The 18599-nt window shown below is 66.6% G+C and carries 16 protein-coding genes and 1 pseudogene; 7 read left to right on the plus strand and 10 right to left on the minus strand.

Annotated elements, in window-relative coordinates; genetic code table 11:
- Window positions 1-267: 267 nt before the first annotated feature.
- The 3 genes from BSIN_RS04370 to alr all read right to left on the minus strand — a co-directional run bounded on the left by BSIN_RS04370 (window position 268) and on the right by alr (window position 3180).
- The gene (locus BSIN_RS04370; protein WP_231753063.1) at window positions 268-534 is read right to left on the minus strand and encodes a DUF2866 domain-containing protein; all 267 of its coding nucleotides are present in this window, start codon (window positions 532-534) and stop codon (window positions 268-270) included.
- Window positions 535-708: 174 nt separating this feature from the next.
- Entirely contained in the window at window positions 709-2085 is a 1377-nt protein-coding gene (radA, locus tag BSIN_RS04375) for a DNA repair protein RadA (RefSeq protein WP_089339615.1), read from the minus strand.
- 24 nt (window positions 2086-2109) lie between these two features.
- Window positions 2110-3180, minus strand: coding sequence for an alanine racemase (alr, locus tag BSIN_RS04380; RefSeq protein ID WP_059516804.1), 1071 nt, complete (start codon window positions 3178-3180; stop codon window positions 2110-2112).
- Between the two features lie 214 nt (window positions 3181-3394).
- Between alr and lplT the strand changes: the two genes are divergently transcribed.
- Together lplT and thiD are read left to right on the plus strand one after the other, a co-directional pair.
- A complete protein-coding gene (gene lplT / locus BSIN_RS04385; protein WP_059516902.1) occupies window positions 3395-4705 on the plus strand; it encodes a lysophospholipid transporter LplT in 1311 nt (436 codons plus the stop codon).
- 100 nt (window positions 4706-4805) lie between these two features.
- Window positions 4806-5615, plus strand: coding sequence for a bifunctional hydroxymethylpyrimidine kinase/phosphomethylpyrimidine kinase (gene thiD / locus BSIN_RS04390; protein ID WP_069234192.1), 810 nt, complete (start codon window positions 4806-4808; stop codon window positions 5613-5615).
- A 166-nt stretch (window positions 5616-5781) separates the two neighbouring features.
- Here thiD and BSIN_RS04395 read toward each other — a convergent pair whose 3' ends face one another.
- From BSIN_RS04395 to tsaB, 5 genes and pseudogenes are all read right to left on the minus strand, one after another.
- Complete coding sequence (locus BSIN_RS04395; RefSeq protein ID WP_089339642.1) at window positions 5782-6525, minus strand: DUF1853 family protein; 744 nt, start codon at window positions 6523-6525, stop codon at window positions 5782-5784.
- 3 nt (window positions 6526-6528) lie between these two features.
- Window positions 6529-7161, minus strand: a pseudogene (locus BSIN_RS26375) (DUF1853 family protein); the annotation flags it as partial.
- Window positions 7158-8393: a uracil-DNA glycosylase gene (locus tag BSIN_RS25115; RefSeq protein ID WP_143757325.1), complete on the minus strand. Its 1236-nt coding sequence runs from the start codon at window positions 8391-8393 to the stop codon at window positions 7158-7160. The pseudogene BSIN_RS26375 and the gene BSIN_RS25115, both read right to left, overlap by 4 nt.
- Window positions 8380-8877: a ribosomal protein S18-alanine N-acetyltransferase gene (gene rimI / locus BSIN_RS04405; RefSeq protein WP_059516800.1), complete on the minus strand. Its 498-nt coding sequence runs from the start codon at window positions 8875-8877 to the stop codon at window positions 8380-8382. The genes BSIN_RS25115 and rimI overlap by 14 nt, the downstream gene beginning before the upstream one ends.
- Window positions 8874-9644 carry a tRNA (adenosine(37)-N6)-threonylcarbamoyltransferase complex dimerization subunit type 1 TsaB gene (gene tsaB / locus BSIN_RS04410; RefSeq protein ID WP_256583615.1) on the minus strand — a complete coding sequence of 257 codons (771 nt, stop codon included), beginning with the start codon at window positions 9642-9644 and terminating at the stop codon, window positions 8874-8876. The genes rimI and tsaB overlap by 4 nt, the downstream gene beginning before the upstream one ends.
- 167 nt (window positions 9645-9811) lie before the next feature.
- Between tsaB and BSIN_RS04415 the strand changes: the two genes are divergently transcribed.
- The 3 genes from BSIN_RS04415 (at window position 9812) to aceA (ending at window position 13716) form a co-directional block, all read left to right on the plus strand.
- On the plus strand, window positions 9812-10081 hold the full coding sequence (locus tag BSIN_RS04415) for an acyl-CoA-binding protein (RefSeq protein ID WP_059516798.1): 270 nt from the start codon (window positions 9812-9814) through the stop codon (window positions 10079-10081).
- Window positions 10082-10500: 419 nt separating this feature from the next.
- A complete protein-coding gene (locus BSIN_RS04420) occupies window positions 10501-12030 on the plus strand; it encodes a DEAD/DEAH box helicase (RefSeq protein WP_059516787.1) in 1530 nt (509 codons plus the stop codon).
- Window positions 12031-12396: 366 nt separating this feature from the next.
- Window positions 12397-13716 (plus strand): isocitrate lyase, encoded by a 1320-nt coding sequence (aceA, locus tag BSIN_RS04425; protein WP_059516785.1) that lies wholly within the window; start codon window positions 12397-12399, stop codon window positions 13714-13716.
- A 437-nt stretch (window positions 13717-14153) separates the two neighbouring features.
- Here aceA and BSIN_RS04430 read toward each other — a convergent pair whose 3' ends face one another.
- Both BSIN_RS04430 and BSIN_RS04435 read right to left on the minus strand, forming a co-directional pair.
- Entirely contained in the window at window positions 14154-14588 is a 435-nt protein-coding gene (locus BSIN_RS04430; protein WP_059516783.1) for a universal stress protein, read from the minus strand.
- A 210-nt stretch (window positions 14589-14798) separates the two neighbouring features.
- Window positions 14799-15701 carry a LysR family transcriptional regulator gene (locus BSIN_RS04435; RefSeq protein WP_059516781.1) on the minus strand — a complete coding sequence of 301 codons (903 nt, stop codon included), beginning with the start codon at window positions 15699-15701 and terminating at the stop codon, window positions 14799-14801.
- 179 nt (window positions 15702-15880) lie between these two features.
- On the opposite strand from BSIN_RS04435, the gene BSIN_RS04440 reads away from it, so the two are divergent.
- Both BSIN_RS04440 and aceB read left to right on the plus strand, forming a co-directional pair.
- Window positions 15881-16645: a haloacid dehalogenase type II gene (locus BSIN_RS04440; protein ID WP_089339617.1), complete on the plus strand. Its 765-nt coding sequence runs from the start codon at window positions 15881-15883 to the stop codon at window positions 16643-16645.
- Window positions 16646-16716: 71 nt separating this feature from the next.
- Window positions 16717-18309: a malate synthase A gene (gene aceB / locus BSIN_RS04445; RefSeq protein ID WP_089339618.1), complete on the plus strand. Its 1593-nt coding sequence runs from the start codon at window positions 16717-16719 to the stop codon at window positions 18307-18309.
- Window positions 18310-18599: the final 290 nt, after the last annotated feature.

Genomic DNA, 18599 nt, shown 5'->3' on the forward strand with positions numbered 1-18599 from the left:
ACGTTGGCGCCGAACGACCCGATCCCGGATTCGCGGCTCGCCGCACGCGTCGATTTCATCGCACGCGTCGGTGCAACGGCAATCCGGCTCGGTCCGGCGTGGGCCGCTGGGAGCATGACTTACGCCGACGTATCGACGGGCGCATTTCGCCATGCAGCGCAGGCATTACGCGCCGGCATTGCATTTGCGCCCGCATGAGCAGCAGCGCTCGATCAAGCGGCGACGCGCGGATATCAATGCCGCGCATCGCGCCCGCGCGCATCCCGCTCAGCGGCGCGGCAACGTATCGCGCGGCATTTGCTCGTCGTCGCCCATCAAATGACGGCGGCCTTCGAGTGGCCGGCGGATCATCGCCGCGACTTCCGCTTCGGTCACATTCACATGGGCGACGCGGCGCGCGATCCGCCCGTCCGTGCCAACCCACTCGACGATCCGGCAGCCTCCTCCCCACGGCGCGCCGATCGGCTCGGATACACGGCAGCCTCGGACCTTGTAGGTGCGCATCGGCGCACTTGCTTGACGAGATCGTTTCAACACAGCCTTCCTTTTCCGCGAGATGCGGCAGACAACCCGCGCAAGCATAGAAAGAAATCGACCGGAAAAAGGTTACGCAAACGTACCAAAACGTTACATCGTTTTACGGTCTCAATCGTGAAACGCGACGGGCATCGGCTAAGCGGCCGGCTGCGGCGCGGCCGGCGCACGCGCTCACTCGAGCGTGCGGATTTGATCGATTGCCTGCTCGATGCGCTCCACCGCCAGCACGCGCAGCCCGTCGATCGGCTGTTTCGGCGCATTCGCCTTCGGAATCAGCGCGGCCGTGAAACCGAGCTTCGCCGCTTCGCGCAAGCGCTCCTGTCCCCGCGGCGACGGCCGGATTTCGCCCGCGAGTCCCACTTCGCCGAATACGACCAGCCCTTTCGGCAACGGTTTGTTACGCATCGACGAATGAATCGCGAGCAGCACCGCGAGATCGGCGGCGGGCTCGGTGATCTTGACGCCGCCCACCGCGTTCAGGAATACGTCCTGATCGAAGCACGCGATGCCCGCATGCCGATGCAGCACCGCAAGCAGCATCGCGAGCCGGTTCTGCTCGAGGCCGACCGCGAGCCGGCGAGGATTCGGCACGTTCGCGGTGTCGACGAGCGCCTGCACCTCGACGAGCAGCGGCCGCGTGCCCTCCTGCGTGACGAGCACGCACGAGCCCGCCACGATCTCCGTATGCTGCGACAGAAAAAGCGCGGACGGATTCGCGACACCGCGCAGGCCGCGCTCGGTCATCGCGAACACGCCAAGCTCGTTGACCGCGCCGAAGCGGTTCTTGAACGCGCGCACCAGCCGGAACGACGAATGCGTGTCGCCCTCGAAGTACAGCACGGTATCGACGATGTGTTCGAGCACGCGGGGGCCCGCGAGATTGCCCTCCTTCGTCACGTGCCCGACCATGATGATCGCGGTGCCGGATTGCTTGGCGATACGCGTCAGTTGCGCCGCGCATTCGCGCACTTGCGCGACCGAGCCGGGCGCCGAGGTCAACGCGTCCGAATAGATCGTCTGGATCGAATCGACGACCGCAACCTCGGGCCGCTCGGCGTCGATCGCAGCCTGAATTTTTTCGAGCTGAATTTCGGCAAGCAGCTTCAGATCGGCAACGCCCGCGCCGCCTTCGAGCAACGCAAGCCGCTGCGCGCGCAATGCGATCTGCGCCCCCGATTCCTCGCCGCTGATATACAGCGCGGGCCGCTCGCTCGCGATCTGCGCGAGCGATTGCAGCAGCAGCGTCGACTTGCCGATGCCCGGATCGCCGCCGATCAGCACGACGCCGCCCGCGACGAGCCCGCCGCCCAGCACCCGGTCGAACTCGCCGATGCCGGTCGACAGGCGCGGCACGTCGGCCGCCTCGATCTCGGCAAGCCGCTGTACCGGTGCACGCCTGGCGAGCGACTGGAAACGATGCGCGGACGCCGGCGCGTCCAGCGATTCGACCAGCGTATTCCATGCGTGACACGACGGGCACTGCCCTTGCCACTTCGGCGTCTGCCCGCCGCATTCGGTGCAGACGAAAACCGTTTTCTGTTTTGCCACGCGCTTCTACCCTTTTCCGCTTTTTTATTCCGCGCGCACCGGCACGCGCGGCGCGACCGCGCACATCAGCTCATAGCCGACCGTCTGGCAATGCGCGGCGACGTCGTCGATCGCGAGCGCCTCGCCCCACAGCTCGACGCGCGCGCCGATACCCGCCTGCGGCACCGGCGTCAGGTCGACGGTAAGCATGTCCATCGACACGCGCCCGACGATCGTCGTGAGCACGCCGTCGACGACGACCGGCGTGCCTTCCGGCGCGATCCGCGGATAGCCGTCCGCGTAGCCGCACGCGACGACGCCGATGCGCATCTTGCCCTGCGCGACGAAACGCGATCCGTAGCCCACCGTCTGCCCCTTCGCCAGCGTCTGCACCGCGATCAGCTCGGAGGCGAGCGTCATCGCGGGCTTCAGGCCCTGCGTGGCGATGTCGGCCGCGCGTCCCGACGGCGATGCGCCGTACAGGACGATGCCGGGGCGCACCCAGTCGAAATGCGTCGACGGGTGCCAGAGCACGGCCGCCGAGTTCGCGAAGCTGCGCGCGCCGGCAATCCCTTGCGCGCCGTGCTCGAACGTCGCGACCTGCTCGGCCACGCCCCGCTCGCTATCGGCATCCGAAAAATGGGTCATTAACGTGATCTGCCCGATGCCGGGGCACGCGCGCGCACGCTCCCACGCGGCGCGGAACTTTTCCGGCACGTAGCCGAGCCGGTTCATGCCGCTGTTCATCTTGAGCTGAATATTGACGGGTTTCGACAACCGCGCGGTTTCGAGCATGCGCATCTGGTCGTCGTTGTGCACCGCGGTCGTCAAGCTGTAGCGGTCGATCACGTCGATATCGGTCGAACGGAAAAAGCCCTCCAGCAGCAGGATCGGGCCCGCCCAGCCCAGCTCGCGCAGCTTCACGGCCTCGTCGAGATCGAGCAGGCCGAAGCCGTCGGTGCCGCGCAGCCCGGGAAAGACCCGCGCCAGGCCGTGCCCGTATGCATTTGCCTTGACGATCGCCCAGACCTTGGAGCGAGGCGCGTGGCGACGCACCACCGAAAGATTGTTCGCGAGAGCGGCGGTGTGGATCGTGGCGGAAATCGGTCGCGGCATATGAGGATATTTCGTAAAGACGCTTGCTAATCATCAGCTTATCGTGCTTTTTGGGCGCAATGCCGACAATAAGCGGAACGATCGGGGAATCTTGCTAGTCCGAATTGACGTATTTTCGTGATATAAAGCCGTGCGCACAACCCATTTCGAGGAATCGAATCCGATTGCACGGCCCACGCGCGGCCGAGCCGCCGCGAGGAAAGCATCGCTTCAGATGAAAAAAGGTTTTTACTCCATCATGGCCGCGCAGTTTTTCTCGTCGTTGGCCGACAGCGCTCTTCTCATCGCCGCAATCGCCCTGCTCAAAGATCTGCACGCGCCCAACTGGATGGTGCCGCTCCTCAAGTTGTTCTTTGTGCTGTCCTACGTGGTGCTCGCCGCGTTCGTCGGCGCATTCGCCGATTCGCGGCCCAAAGGGCGCGTGATGTTCATCACCAATTCGATCAAGGTCGGCGGTTGCCTGCTGATGCTGTTCGGCGCCCATCCGCTCGTCGCATACGGAATCGTCGGCTTCGGCGCGGCCGCGTATTCGCCGGCGAAGTACGGCATCCTGACCGAACTGCTGCCGCCCGAGCGGCTCGTGGCCGCGAACGGCTGGATCGAGGGCACGACGGTCAGCTCGATCATCCTCGGCACCGTACTGGGCGGCGCGCTGATCAGTCCGAAGATCGCGCCGCACGTGATCGCGCATACGCCGCCGTCGATCAGCACGCCCGCCGAAGCCGCGATGCTCGTCATCATGGCGATCTACGTGATGGCCGCGCTCTTCAACCTGCGCATTCCCGACACCGGCGCCCGCTATCCGAAGCAACAGCACGGCCCGATCAAGCTCGTCACGGAATTTGCCGACTGTTTCATGGCGCTCTGGCGCGACAAGCTCGGGCAGATCTCGCTCGCCGTCACGACGCTCTTCTGGGGCGCGGGCGCGACCCTGCAATTCATCGTGCTCAAGTGGGCGGAAGTGTCGCTCGGCATGTCGCTGTCGGAAGGCGCGCTGCTGCAGGCCGTCGTGGCACTCGGCGTCGCAGCGGGCGCCATGATCGCGGCGAGCCGCATTCCGCTGCGCAAATCGCTGTCCGTGCTGCCCGTCGGCATCATCATGGGCATCGCGGTGATGCTGATGGCGTTCTACACGCGCCACCTGATTCCCGCCGACTGGGTGTTGCGCATCGGCCATCACGTGCACCTGCCTGTCTACCTGTTGATCGCCTATGTGTTCCTGGTGTTCGTCGGCGCGCTGTCCGGCTTTTTCGTCGTGCCGATGAATGCGCTGCTGCAGCATCGCGGGCACGTGCTGCTGTCGGCCGGGCATTCGATCGCGGTGCAGAATTTCAACGAGAATCTGTCCGTGCTCGTGATGCTGTGCATTTATGCGGCGCTCGTGTGGCTCGACGTATCGGTGAGCGTCGTGATCGTGCTGTTCGGCACGTTCGTCTGCCTGACGATGTGGCTGGTGATGCGGCTGCACATCGCGAACCAGCGCCGCTTCGACTCGGTTTCGCTGATCGGCGAATCGAAACACTGACGCACGGCGAGCGGCGCGGGCGGCCGGTTCGCACCGCTCGCCGCCGGTTCGGATTCGCCATAGACTGCCCCTGTTGCCCGCTCGAATTTTCCACGCGCCCATGAGCGTACCGATCCCCAACGCGCTGACGATCGCCGGCTCGGACTCCGGCGGGGGCGCCGGCATCCAGGCCGATCTGAAGACCTTCTCCGCGCTCGGCGCGTATGGCGCGAGCGTCATCACCGCGCTGACTGCGCAAAACACCCGTGGCGTGACAGGCGTGCATGCGCCCGATGCGGGCTTTGTCGAGGCCCAGCTCGATGCCGTATTCGACGACATCCGCATCGACACGGTGAAGATCGGGATGCTCGCGAATGCATCGATCGTGCGCGCGGTCGCGGCGGCACTCACCCGCTACGCTCCGCCGTATGTCGTGCTCGATACTGTGATGATCTCGAAGAGCGCTCATTCGCTGTTGGCGCCGCAAGCGGTCGATGCGCTGCGTGCGGAGCTGCTGCCGCTTGCCGATCTCGTCACGCCGAACCTGCCGGAAGCCGCGGCGTTGCTGGGCGTCGAGGCCGCGACGACCGAGGACGAGATGGTGCGCCAGGGCGAAGCGCTTGTCGCGCGCGGTGCGAAAGCGGTGCTGATGAAGGGCGGGCACCTCGGCAGCCCGACCGAAAGCCCCGACTGGCTGATCCACGCGAGCGGCGCGCAACGGTTCGCCGGACCGCGGCTGCCAGCCGCCAATACGCACGGCACGGGCTGCACGCTGTCGTCGGCGATCGCCGCGCTGCTGCCGCGGCGCGCGACGCTTGCCGACGCTATCGCCGATGCGAAACGCTATCTGACCGGCGCCATCGACGCAAACGGACGGCTCGATGTCGGCCACGGCGTCGGGCCGGTGCATCATTTCTATCGGTGGTGGTAGGCGGCAAGCGGCGTTAATGATGCCCGTCGGCGGCGCGGCGGTTTGGGAAGCAGCAGACTGGCGGCCCAGCAGGTCAGCGAATCCACAGAAGATGACCCACCGTGCGATATGCGCCGCGCCAACGCGCACTAAGCGCGCGGCAGCGCCTGCCGTCTGCGTCATCGAATCAGCGCCCGGCGAACGCCGCCGCGCGCGCCGGCCAGTCGTCGGGCACGATGAAGCCGCGCACCGCCTCGCGCCACACGGCATCGCGGCCACGCACGAGCGCGGCCACGAGCGCCGGGCCCGGCAGTTCGGCGGCTCGCGCCAGCATCGCGTCGGCATCGAGCAGCGCGTTTTGCCCGCGCGCCGCCGAAGCGTCGTCGATCGCGCGCGGCGCGAGCCATGCGAGACGCGGCAGCAGCATCCAGCGCGCATCTGGACATTGCTCGGCGCCCAACGCCAGCCATTCATTGCGGGTGATCCAGAATCCGCGCGGATGGCCGGCTTCGACTTCGAGCGGATCGCGAATCGCCGGCCATCCGAAGGCCGTCAACCGATCTGCGGGGGGCAGCGCGGCGTTGCGCGAATCAGTCTGCGAACCGGCCAACGAAGCGGCCTGTGACGAGCGCTGCGAATCGGTTTGCGAATCGGTTTGCGAATCGGCCTTCGAATCGGCCTGCAAATTGGTTTGCGAATCGCTCTGCAAGTCAATTTGCAATTCGGTTTGCCGATCCCTGCGCGTCTCGTTACCCGCATGCCGGCTGCCTGCTGCTTGCGCGCTGTTGGCCGCCCCCGGCTCGCCGGCTGCTCGCTGCGTCACGCTCGACCACGGACTGCGCGGCGACTGCCGCTCGCCGCCCGCCGCCATCCGGCCACTCTCATCCGGACGCGCGCAAACCGCATCGCCGGCGGCTGCGCCGGACGTCATCGCCGCGCTGCCCGCGAGCCCGCCGCCGCGCACCGGATAGAACAGCCAGCCTTTCACGAGCATCTGCGCGCGCCACGGCCCCGGATGGCCGAGCGACGCAAACTCGTCGCGCGTGGTCAGCCGCAGTTGATGATCGACGAGACGCGCATATTTCAAATCGAATCGATCGGCCAGATTCGGCCCGACGAAATGGGCAAGCGATGCTGCGCCCGAAGTCGCGACGCACAAATAGTATTTGACCGCGAGTTCCCAATGCAGGCGCTCGCCGCTCGCGGTCTCGACCAGAAAATCGCATTCGCCGAGCGTGAGACCGTTACGGCGCAACGGCAGATTCGCGGCGACGAGCGTGAGCGACGGCGCATGCTGCGCGAAATAGCCGAGCAGACATTCGGCATAGCGGCCAAGGCGCACCGGCCGCGCCTGCGCGAGCGCGGCATGCAGCGGTTCCGGATGGGCATCGAGCGCAATCAGCCACGCCGCCGCGGCGGCCGGATCGGCGCCGCTCGCCCATGGCTGCGCCGTCGGCGCGCGCGCCGACGGCGCGACGAGACTCACGCTCGACAGCAGCCACGCGAGATCGCGCACGGCCGCATCGCGCAACAGGTTCAGCGGCACCGGCGACGCGGCGGCACTCATTGCGCATCGACGTCGGACGCGGCGCTGCGGTACGTGTCGCGCGCGAGGCACAAATCGGCCCAAGCCTTCGATTTGTCCTGCAAGCTGCGCAGCAAATACGCCGGGTGATACGTGACGATCACCGGCACGCCTTCGTATCGATGCACGCGCCCGCGCAGCGATGCAATGCTCGCATCGCTCTTGAGAAGCGTCTGCGCGGCGAAGCGGCCGAGCGCGACGATCAGCTTCGGCCTCACCAGCGCGACCTGGCGTTGCAGATACGGCTCGCAGCGCGCGACTTCGTCCGGTTCGGGATTGCGGTTACCGGGCGGACGGCATTTGATGACGTTCGCGATATAAACGTTTTCGCCGCGCGCGAGCGACAGCGCGCGCAGCATGTTGTCGAGCAGCTTGCCGGCTTGGCCGACGAACGGCTCGCCCTGTTTGTCCTCGTTCTCGCCGGGTGCTTCGCCAACGAGCATCCAATCGGCGCTTTCGTCGCCAACGCCGAATACCGTGTTGGTGCGCTTCTCGCACAGGCGGCAGCGCCGGCAATCGGCCACGCGCGCGCGCAGCGCATCCCAGCCGAGCGCGGCAACGGGCGCCTCCGGCGCCGACGTCCCGGCAGGCGGCGCGCCGACGTCCGGCAACGCCGGCTCGAACACCGGTTCGAGATCGAACCATGACATATCCGTGTCCGGCTCGGCCAGCGTCGCGCGTTCGGCGGCAACCGGATCGCCGGGTCTAGCCGCGCTACCCGGATCGCCGTCGCCGAATGCTCCACGCGCCACGCGTTGCGACGCATCCGACGATTCGGCGCCGCGATCGGCCGCGCCCGATTGCGCGGCGGCTGCGCCGCGGGGTGCAATCGAAGCCGGCGCGAGCGCCGCGTCGTCGCGTCGAGCCGCACGCCGCGCATCACCATGCGCATCCTGCAACGTCGCATGCCGTGCCGTGCGTGCCGCGTCTGTCTCGGGCAAATGCGCAGCGCCGTCGTGCACGCCCGGCGCATTTTCAAGCCCGCGCGCCGCGTCGCGCCGATCTGCCGATCCGGGCGCGAACTCCTCCACGCGCCCCTGCATCGCAGCGGCCTGCGATCCGGAAAGCGATGCCAATCCGCGCGACGGCTCCGCCGCGGATCCGGATTCGGCCGCCTGCCCGGGCGCGGTCCGCGCGACATGCTCGCCGTGCGCGCGCCGCACCCACGCGGGCGCCAAGCCCAGCTCTTCGAGCGCCGCGTCAGCCCATCCCATGTGCGTCTCCTTCATTCGTCAATGCGAGACGCATCACGATTGCGTCCTCCCGGCCGCGATGCTTGGCCGGATAGTAGTTCCTGCGCCGCCCGACCGATTCGAAACCGAAGCGCTCGTACAAATGAATCGCCCGCGGATTCGACGGCCGCACCTCCAGCAACACGCCGCCGAGCCGCTCCGCGCGCGTAATCCGCACCGCTTCGCGCAGCAATGCGAGCCCCGCGCCGGAGCGCTGCGCAGCGGGCGCGACGCAGAGATTCAGCAGATGCATCTCATCGACGACAGGCATCAGCACGCAATAGCCGACAAGCGCGCCCGTCACATGCCGCATGCAGACGCCGAAATAGCCGTTGCGCAGCGAATCCTCGAAATTGCCGCGCGTCCACGGAAACTCATAGGCGGCCCGTTCGACCTCGACGACTTCATCGAGGTCCGCGTCCGTCATCGGCAACAGATAGCGGTCGGTCATCAGCACGCCGCTCATCCGCCGTCTCCGAGCGCGCGCGGCGCGAGCTTGCCGGCAAGACGCTCCGCCGTGGTCTGCGCAACCTTGTCGCGCACATATAAGGGCGCCGCGCGATCGGCCGGCACGGTGCGCGCCGCGCGATACGCACGAAGCGCGACATGCGCGAGCGGCACGGCGTGCGGCAGCGCGTGCGCGTCGAGCGCGCCGGCTTGCGCGCACGCGGGCAAACGCGCGCCGAACGCGGCCGCCGCGTTGCCCGCCAGCACGAAGGGCGCATCGGGAGCACGGACTTCGGCGGGCGCGTCGAGCGACGGCGGCACGATCTCGCGCCAGTCGCCCGCCGCGTCGTCCCACGCATAATCGGCCCAGTAGACCTCGTCCATGCGCGCATCGAGCGCGGCGAGCACCCGCGTCACGCCGCCGCCCGCTTCGCCCGCGTTCAGCCGCGCGGCTTGCGCACACGCGACGAGCGTGCCGACCGGCACGACGGGCAGCGCGCGCCCGAACGCAAGCCCTTGCGCGATACCCGTCGCGGTGCGCAGCCCGGTAAACGAGCCAGGCCCCGCGCCGAACGCGATCGCATCGCACGCGGCGAGCGGATATCCCGCTTCGTCGAGCACGTCGCGCACGGCCGGCAGCACACGGGTACTGGACACCGCACCCGTGCGCTCGTGGCGGCACCAGGTTCGGATGGAACAGGCGTCGGCGGCGTCGGCCGCGACGAGGAGCGCGACCGAGCAGAACTCGGTCGACGTATCGATAGCGAGAAGCACTGTTTGCGTCATGGCCGACATTGTAATGCGACGCCCCGCCGGCACGGGCGACTCCGGCCAATCAGCCATGCGGTTTCGCGCCGGCGGCGGTTTGGAAGAAACGCTCGAGCCGCCGCCCGCTCCCGCTTGCTAAGATCGCCGGACTGGAAAAACCAGCCTGTAACCTGACGGAGACACACATGAGCGACATCACCGCCCAATTCGAACAAGCGCAGATCGACGTGAAGCAATTGACCGAGCGTCCCGGCAACCTGACGCTGCTGCGCCTGTACGCGCTCTTCAAACAAGCGACCGACGGCGATGTGCATGGCGACAAACCCGGCTTCACCGACATCGTCGGCAAGTACAAGTACGATGCATGGGAAGCCTTGAAAGGCACCTCGCAAGACGAGGCAAAGAAGCAGTACATCGAACTCGTCGAATCGCTGAAGAACGGTACCGCATCCTGATGCCGCCGCCGGCGCGGACCGCGCCGGACCCCGCCGCACGCATGAGCCGTCGCATCGCGCGGCGCACGCGATCACAGGCTGGCGCGGCGCAACAAAAAATTGTACAATGCGTGCTGCGCATCGCGTCGAGCGGATGACCGGCCAGCCCGGGCGCCCTCGCCGCCAGCGTTCCATAGCGTTTCGCTCCAATCCAGTTTAGAACCTGTCCCTTCCTGCGTAGCCCCAACGGGCTGTCAAGTCTCAGGCTGGCGGCATGCGCAGCCGATGCGCGCCGCACCCAAAACAGCTTCTAACGAAATGTTGCCCGCACACGAAAGCGCGCGGGCAATCGCCACGTTTCCCGATTTGCTCGATGAATCCGTCGACTTGGGCATGCGCGATTGGCGCGACGTTCGACCCACCGTGTTTCAAGGATTGACATGACTTCGAGCAACCCCATCAGCCCGCTGACCGCCATCGCGAACGACGTGATCGACGGCCAGACGCCTGCCCAGACTGACGCCGCGCCGCAAGCGCAGGCTGTCGACGGCCCCACCTTCGCTTCGCTCGGGCTGTCGCCGGAAATCGTCTCGGCACTGCAAGCGGCCGGCTACGTGAAGCCGACGCCGGTGCAGGAGCGCGCGATTCCGGCCGGCATCGCAGGCCGCGACCTGCTCGTGTCGAGCCCGACGGGTTCCGGCAAGACCGCCGCGTTCATGCTGCCCGCGATCGAGCGCTTCGCGCAGCTTCAAAAGGCGCAGGCGCAGCAGCCGCGCGCGCCCCGCGAAGATTCGCCGCGCAACGGCGAGCGCCGCCGCCGGCCGATGCCGGTCGCGCGCCCCGGCCTGCTCGTGCTCACGCCGACGCGCGAACTTGCGATGCAAGTGACGACGGCCGCGTCGACTTACGGCAAGCATTTGCGCCGCCTGCGCACCGTCAGCATTCTCGGCGGCGTCGCATACGGCCAGCAGCTCATGCTGCTCGCGAAGAACCCGGAGATCCTGGTCGCGACGCCGGGCCGCCTGCTCGATCACCTCGAGCGCGGTCGCATCGACCTGTCCGAGCTGAAGATGCTCGTGCTCGACGAGGCCGACCGGATGCTCGACATGGGCTTCATCGACGATATCGAAACGATCGTCGCGGCGACGCCGGCGTCGCGCCAGACGATGCTGTTCTCGGCCACGCTCGACGGCAAGATCGGCTCGCTGACGAACCGCCTGCTGACCGACCCGGAGCGCATCGAGATTACGCAGAAGATCGAATCGCGCACGAACATCGCGCAGAGCGTGCATTACGTCGACGACCGCGACCACAAGAACCGCTTGCTCGACCATCTGCTGCGCGACGTCTCGCTCGACCAGGCGATCATCTTCACCGCGACGAAGCTCGACGCCGACGAACTGGCCGGCCGTCTCGCCGACGCGGGCTTCGAGTCGGCCGCGCTGCACGGCGATCTGCCCCAAGGCGCGCGCAACCGGACGATCCGCGCGCTGCGCGAGCGCCGCGTGCGCGTGCTCGTCGCGACCGATGTCGCGGCGCGCGGGATCGACATTCCCGGCATCACGCACGTATTCAACTACGACCTGCCGAAGTTCGCCGAGGACTACGTGCACCGGATCGGCCGCACCGGCCGCGCCGGCCGTTCGGGCACCGCGGTGAGCCTCGTGCATCACGCCGAGCAAGGCGCGCTCAAGCGCATCGAGCGCTTCGTGCGGACGTCGTTGCCGGTCAATGTCGTCGCGGGCTTCGAGCCGCGCAAGGCGCCGCCGCCGCGCAATGACCGCGGCGGACGCGGCCGGCCGGGCGGCAATGGCAATGGCGCCCGCCGCTTCGGCGGCAAGCCGGGCGGCAGCCGTGACGGCAACGGCGGCTTCGGCGGCAAGCCGGGTGGCAGCCGCGACGGTGGTTACCGTGGCGCACGGCGCAGCGACGGCCCGCGCGGCCCGCGACGCGGCAATTCGGCAGCCTGACCGGCTGCTTGCCGGCCGGCCCGTGAGAACGGACCGGCTTGCCCTCCTCCCGAACCGGCGCTTTTGCGCCGGTTTTTGTTTGCCCCCGGAATTTCACGATACGAAAAAATCTTTTGCGTCGTAAAAAGCCATGCTGCGTGGCACAACCGAAGCCATTGCAGGATAGGAAACCACATTCCTTAATGTGAAATATATAAAATAATATATTGATTTATATAGGATAAAATTTTTTCAAACATGTGAAAAAGCCCCTGTTTCGACGCTACCGATTTGCCTAGACTCTTATACAAGACTTAACGAAGCGGGGCGCCCGCCGCCCCACCCGTTCACCATCATCACGGCTACGACCAACAAGGAGCATTCATCATGGCAACGCGTCAACAACAGGCTCAGGAACTGCAACAACAATGGGAAACCGATGCGCGCTGGAAAGGCATCAAGCGCGCGTACACGGCCGAAGACGTCGTGCGTCTGCGCGGCTCGATCCAGCCCGAGCATACGCTCGCGCGCCGCGGCGCCGAGAAGCTGTGGAGCCTCATCAACGAAGAGCCGTTCGTCAACGCGCTCGGCGCGCTGACCGGCAATCAGGCAATGCAGCAGGTCAAGGCCGGCCTGAAGGCGATCTATCTGTCGGGCTGGCAAGTCGCGGGCGATGCAAACGTCGCGGGCGAAATGTACCCGGACCAGTCGCTGTACCCGGCGAACTCGGTGCCGCTCGTCGTCAAACGCATCAATAACACGCTGACGCGCGCCGACCAGATCCAATGGTCGGAAGGCAAAAACCCGGGCGATGAAGGCTATGTCGACTTCTTCGCACCGATCGTGGCCGACGCCGAAGCAGGCTTCGGCGGCGTGCTGAACGCGTTCGAACTGATGAAGGCGATGATCGAGGCCGGCGCATCGGGCGTTCACTTCGAGGACCAGCTTGCATCGGTGAAAAAGTGCGGCCACATGGGCGGCAAGGTGCTCGTGCCGACCCGCGAAGCCGTGGCCAAGCTCACCGCCGCGCGTCTCGCGGCCGACGTGCTCGGCGTGCCGACCGTGCTGGTCGCGCGCACCGACGCGGAAGCGGCCGACCTCATCACGTCGGACATCGACGACAACGACAAGCCGTTCCTGACCGGCGAGCGCACGGTGGAAGGCTTCTTCCGCACCAAGCCGGGCCTCGAGCAGGCGATTTCGCGCGGTCTCGCGTATGCGCCTTACGCCGACCTGATCTGGTGCGAAACCGGCAAGCCGGATCTCGAATACGCGAAGAAGTTCGCCGAAGCGATCCACAAGCAGTTCCCGGGCAAGCTGCTGTCGTACAACTGCTCGCCGTCGTTCAACTGGAAGAAGAACCTCGACGACGCGACGATCGCGAAGTTCCAGAAGGAACTCGGCGCGATGGGCTACAAGTTCCAGTTCATCACGCTGGCCGGCTTCCACGCGCTGAACTACTCGATGTTCAACCTCGCGCACGGCTACGCACGCACGCAGATGAGCGCGTTCGTCGAGTTGCAGCAGGCCGAGTTCGCGGCGGCCGACAAGGGCTTCACGGCGGTCAAGCACCAGCGCGAAGTCGGCACCGGCTATTTCGACGCGGTCACGCAGACGGTCGAGCGCGAAGCGTCGACGACCGCGCTGCACGGCTCGACCGAAGACGAGCAGTTCTTCGACGGTCAAAAGGCCGAAAAGGTCGCCTGAGCCTGACGTTGCCTTGCCCCGGCGGCGGCGCATACCGCGTCACGGACGCGGCGCGCGGCGCCATCGGGTGGCCGCTCGGCAAAGCCATCCATCAGGGGGAGCACTGCCCGCCGCGTCCGCGCGCTGCCGCGCGGACGCGGCGGTTCAGTGACCGACACCGGGCACCGCTGGCGGCAAGCGCATCGTGCCCGCCTTCGCGTGTCGGTTCGCGGGCGACGCATGAAGTCAAAGCCCGCGCAACTGAGCCAGCCGCGTCGTACCCAACCGGGCTGGGTGTGCAAGCGCCCGGTTTGCCCGGCATGCCGCTGATCCCTGACCCGGGCGACACGCCGCTCATCACCCCGGCGTGACGCCGGCGCGCAAAGCACAGCGCGGCGCGCCGCCGCCCGCTCATGTGCGCGCGTTCGACGCTGCCTGCCGCAAACGTCACACAAACCCTATCGATAAACGATCACGGGAATCTTCGTATGAGTCAGCACGCGCTGCGTCTCGCTGCCGATCAACAGGCTGCCGAGCCCGCGCCGGCCGTGCGACGCCATGAAGATCACGTCGCAGCCGCCGCGCTGCGCCGCTTCAATGATTCCGAGATATGGCGACGGATGCACGCTCGTACACGATTCGCACACCACGCCCGCGCGCCGCGCGGCGTCCTCCACCTCAGCCAGGTGCGCACGCGCCTCGCGTTCGCTGCGCTCGCGAAAATCGGCGGGAGGCTCGATCACCATTTCGGAAAACGGCGAATACGGATACTGCGGCAAACACGCATAGGCGGTCACGCGTGCGCCGACCGTCTGTGCAAGATCGATTGCGCCGTCAATCGCCTTTTTCGACAGATCGGAACCGTCCGTCGGAACCAGGATGTGCTTGAACATGGCGGCCTCCGTCGGCAACCGTTGTGCGGCTGGCCGCGCATACGCCCGCAACCCGCCGCCCTTCGACGCGCGCGGCGCGCAGCCGGCCGTGCGAACCCGCCCGCGTCTGCACCAGGTAACTTGATTGTAGTGCGCGAAAACGCCGCGCCGAGCGCCACGTCGGGTTCGCCCTCATATCGCACGCGCGCGCCGCGCTGCGGCGCGCGCGCGTCAGCCCCAGTAACCGGGCTGCTCGTAGGTATGCTTCACGAAATCGAGAAACAGCCGGACCCTCAGCGGCAAATGCCGGCGCTGCGGAAAGACCGCGTGGATGCCGATCGGCGGCGCGGCGAACGCGTCGAGCACGGTCACGAGCCGCCCCGCCGCGATATCCGCGCCGACCTCCCACCACGAGCGCCACGCGAGACCGTGGCCGTCGAGGCACCATTCATGCAGCACCGCGCCGTCGGAGCATTCCATCATGCCGGCCACGCGAATCGACACGATCTTGCCGTCGTCGACGAAAGTCCAGCCGCGCTGCTGGTTCGCATTCGCGGCGAGCGCGAGACAGTTGTGGCGCGCGAGATCGGCGAGCGTCTGCGGCACGCCCGCACGCGCCAGATACACGGGCGACGCGACGCACACGCGCCGGTTCTCGCCGAGCTTGAGCGACACGAGCGACGAATCGGGCAGCTCACCCAGACGCACCGCGCAATCGAAGCCTTCGTTGACGAGATCGACCATCCGGTCGGACAGATCGAGCGTGACCGACACGTCCGGATGCGCCTCGCAGAATGCCGGCACGAGCGGCGCGACGTGACGCCGGCCGAAGCCCGCGGGCGCCGATACGCGCAAATGCCCGCTCGCCTTCACGCCGCCCGCCGACACGCTCGCCTCGGCGTTGTGCATGTCGTGGATGATCCGCTGGCAGTCCTCGAGAAACGCGGAACCTTCGAACGTCAGCGTGAGCTTGCGGGTCGTGCGCACGAGGAGTTTCACGCCGAGCCGCTCCTCGAGCGCATCGAGCCTGCGCCCGATGATCGCAGGCGCGACCCCTTCGGCGTGCGCCGCCGCCGACAGGCTGCCTTTTGCCGCAACGGCGGCAAACGTCTCGATTTGCTTGAAGCGATCCATGCCGCGCACGAACGGCGCGAGCCGTTCTATCTATTGATGGGTTGAAAAAGGATGAAAACGATGAAACCGAACCAGATTAGTGACGAAAAAGTAAAAGATCAAGTGATGATTATTGTCTTTTTGAGTGCAAGCGATCACGAATAGAATCGAATCAGTTTCCGATTGCGGAGCACAATCCGATGTCCGACGCCCAGTTCGCTTTCCCGAAAGCCGTTCTGTTCGACGCCTACGGCACGCTGTTCGACGTGCATGCGGTCGTCGCGGCCGCCGAGCAGATGTTTCCCGGCCGAGGCGACGCGCTATCGCAACTCTGGCGGCGCAAGCAGCTCGAATATTCGCAACTGCGCACGCTCGCCGATCCGGACGGCGGCCGCTACAAGCCGTTCTGGGACCTGACGCTCGACGCCTTGCGCTTTGCCGCGCGCTCGCTCGGCCTGACGCTGGCCGCTGCCGCGGAAAAGCGGCTGATGGATGAGTACGCATGCCTGTCGACGTATCCGGACACCGTGCCGACATTGCGCGCGCTGCGCGCGCGCACGAGCCCGCCGAAACTGGCGATCCTGTCCAACGGCAACCCGCAAATGCTCGACATCGCGCTCAAGAGCGCCGGCATGAGCAGCCTGTTCGATCGCGTGCTGTCGGTCGACGCGGTGCGCGCGTACAAACCGTCGCCCGCCGCCTACGCGCTCGGCACGGCCGCGTTCGACGCCACGCCGGCCGATATCGTGTTCGTTTCGTCGAACGGCTGGGACGCGGCCGGCGCCGGCTGGTTCGGCTACCGGACGTTCTGGCTCAACCGCGCGGGCGCGCCGGCCGAGGAACTCGGTTCGCCGAGCACCGGCACCGGCGCCGGCATGGCCGATCTGCTCGCGTTCATCGACACGCTGGCCGCGGCCCCGAAGCCCGCAAGCCGCACGCGCGCGGCGCCGGGTGCCGCCGCGTAGCGCGCGTCCGCGCGCCGTGCCTCGTAGCAATGCCCCACTTTTTGACTGACTGACCGACCAAGGAGAAACGGATGACCACGACGCTGAAACTGCCGCAAGGCATGGCGATCACGGGCGAGATTCAGCCCGGCTATGAAGCGATCCTGACGCCCGACGCGCTCGCGCTCGTCGCGCAGTTGCATCGCCAGTTCGAGCCGCGCCGCCGCGAGCTGTTGGCCGCGCGCGCCGCGCGCACTCAACGCCTGGACGCGGGCGAGCGCCCGGACTTCCTCGCCGAGACGAAGGCGATCCGCGAAGGCGACTGGAAGGTCGCCCCGCTGCCGGTCGATCTGCAATGCCGCCGCGTCGAGATCACCGGCCCCGTCGAGCGCAAGATGATCATCAACGCACTGAATTCGGGCGCCGATTCGTACATGACGGACTTCGAGGATTCGAACGCGCCGAGCTGGACGAACCAGATCGACGGCCAGATCAATCTGAAGGACGCGGTACGCCGCACCATCTCGCTCGAGCAGAACGGCAAGTCGTACAAACTGAACGACAAGATCGCGACGCTGATCGTGCGTCCGCGCGGCTGGCACCTCGACGAGAAGCACGTGACGGTCGACGGCCAGCGCGTGTCCGGCGGCATCTTCGACTTCGCGCTGTACCTGTTCCACAACGCGAAGGAGCTGATCGCGCGCGGCTCGGGCCCGTACTTCTATCTGCCGAAGATGGAAAGCCATCTCGAGGCCCGCCTTTGGAACGATATCTTCGTCGCCGCGCAGGAAGCCGTCGGCATTCCGCGCGGCACGATCCGCGCGACCGTGCTGATCGAGACGATCCTTGCCGCATTCGAAATGGACGAAATCCTGTACGAACTGCGCGAACACAGCTCGGGCCTGAACGCCGGCCGCTGGGACTACATCTTCTCGGCGATCAAGAAATTCAAAAACGACCGCGACTTCTGCCTCGCCGATCGCGCGAAGATCACGATGACCGTGCCGTTCATGCGCGCCTACGCGCTGCTGCTGCTGAAGACCTGCCACAAGCGCCAAGCGCCGGCAATCGGCGGGATGAGCGCGCTGATTCCGATCAAGAACGATCCGCAGGCAAACGAGCGCGCGATGGCGGGCGTGCGCGCGGACAAGGCGCGCGACGCGGGCGACGGCTACGACGGCGGCTGGGTCGCGCATCCGGGGCTCGTGCCGCTCGCGATGGAGGAGTTCGTCAAGGTGCTCGGCGACAAGCCGAACCAGATCGACAAGCAGCGCGACGACGTACAGATCGAAGGCAAGAACCTGCTCGACTTCCAGCCAGAAGCGCCGATCACCGAAGCGGGCCTGCGCAACAACATCAACGTTGGCATCCACTATCTGGGCTCATGGCTCGCGGGCAACGGCTGCGTGCCGATCCACAACCTGATGGAAGATGCGGCGACGGCCGAAATCTCGCGCTCGCAGGTGTGGCAATGGATCCGTTCGCCGAAGGGCGTGCTCGACGACGGCCGCAAGGTCACCGCCGAGCTGGTGCGCGAATACGCGAAAGCCGAACTCGGCAACGTGAAGAACGTCATCACGGGCGATACGGCACCGTATGACCGCGCTGCGGCGATCTTCGAGCAAATGTCGACGTCGGAAAACTTCACCGAGTTCCTGACGCTGCCGCTGTACGAAGAAATCTAACGCGTGGAACAGCATCCCGGGCCGGCGGCGAAGCTGGTCCGCCGCAACGCGCGCATCCTCGACGGATGCGCGCTTTTTTCATGCACGCACGATGCCGATCGCAAACGCTGACGTTTTTCACGCGCCACGGCAGCGGTATGGCATCGACAAACGCACGCCTACTGCGATCGGGTCCCCCGTATATCGAAAGCAGCGCATTCGGTATTGCTCCGCGGCATCGATCGAATAACACGGCTGTCGAACCCAACCCTCTCGCGCCGTGCGCGGCTCGCAGCCAGGCGTCTTGCGAA

This window comes from Burkholderia singularis, assembly GCF_900176645.1.
GTDB lineage: Bacteria > Pseudomonadota > Gammaproteobacteria > Burkholderiales > Burkholderiaceae > Burkholderia > Burkholderia singularis.

Coding starts and splice junctions, on each gene's coding strand:
- alr (WP_059516804.1), bottom strand. CDS start 3,180: ATGCCGCGACCGATTTCCGCCACGATCCACACCGCCGCTCTCGCGAAC.
- lplT (WP_059516902.1), top strand. CDS start 3,395: ATGAAAAAAGGTTTTTACTCCATCATGGCCGCGCAGTTTTTCTCGTCG.
- thiD (WP_069234192.1), top strand. CDS start 4,806: ATGAGCGTACCGATCCCCAACGCGCTGACGATCGCCGGCTCGGACTCC.
- BSIN_RS04395 (WP_089339642.1), bottom strand. CDS start 6,525: ATGACGTCCGGCGCAGCCGCCGGCGATGCGGTTTGCGCGCGTCCGGAT.
- BSIN_RS25115 (WP_143757325.1), bottom strand. CDS start 8,393: ATGGGATGGGCTGACGCGGCGCTCGAAGAGCTGGGCTTGGCGCCCGCG.
- rimI (WP_059516800.1), bottom strand. CDS start 8,877: ATGAGCGGCGTGCTGATGACCGACCGCTATCTGTTGCCGATGACGGAC.
- tsaB (WP_256583615.1), bottom strand. CDS start 9,644: ATGACGCAAACAGTGCTTCTCGCTATCGATACGTCGACCGAGTTCTGC.
- BSIN_RS04415 (WP_059516798.1), top strand. CDS start 9,812: ATGAGCGACATCACCGCCCAATTCGAACAAGCGCAGATCGACGTGAAG.
- BSIN_RS04420 (WP_059516787.1), top strand. CDS start 10,501: ATGACTTCGAGCAACCCCATCAGCCCGCTGACCGCCATCGCGAACGAC.
- aceA (WP_059516785.1), top strand. CDS start 12,397: ATGGCAACGCGTCAACAACAGGCTCAGGAACTGCAACAACAATGGGAA.
- BSIN_RS04430 (WP_059516783.1), bottom strand. CDS start 14,588: ATGTTCAAGCACATCCTGGTTCCGACGGACGGTTCCGATCTGTCGAAA.
- BSIN_RS04435 (WP_059516781.1), bottom strand. CDS start 15,701: ATGGATCGCTTCAAGCAAATCGAGACGTTTGCCGCCGTTGCGGCAAAA.
- BSIN_RS04440 (WP_089339617.1), top strand. CDS start 15,881: ATGTCCGACGCCCAGTTCGCTTTCCCGAAAGCCGTTCTGTTCGACGCC.
- aceB (WP_089339618.1), top strand. CDS start 16,717: ATGACCACGACGCTGAAACTGCCGCAAGGCATGGCGATCACGGGCGAG.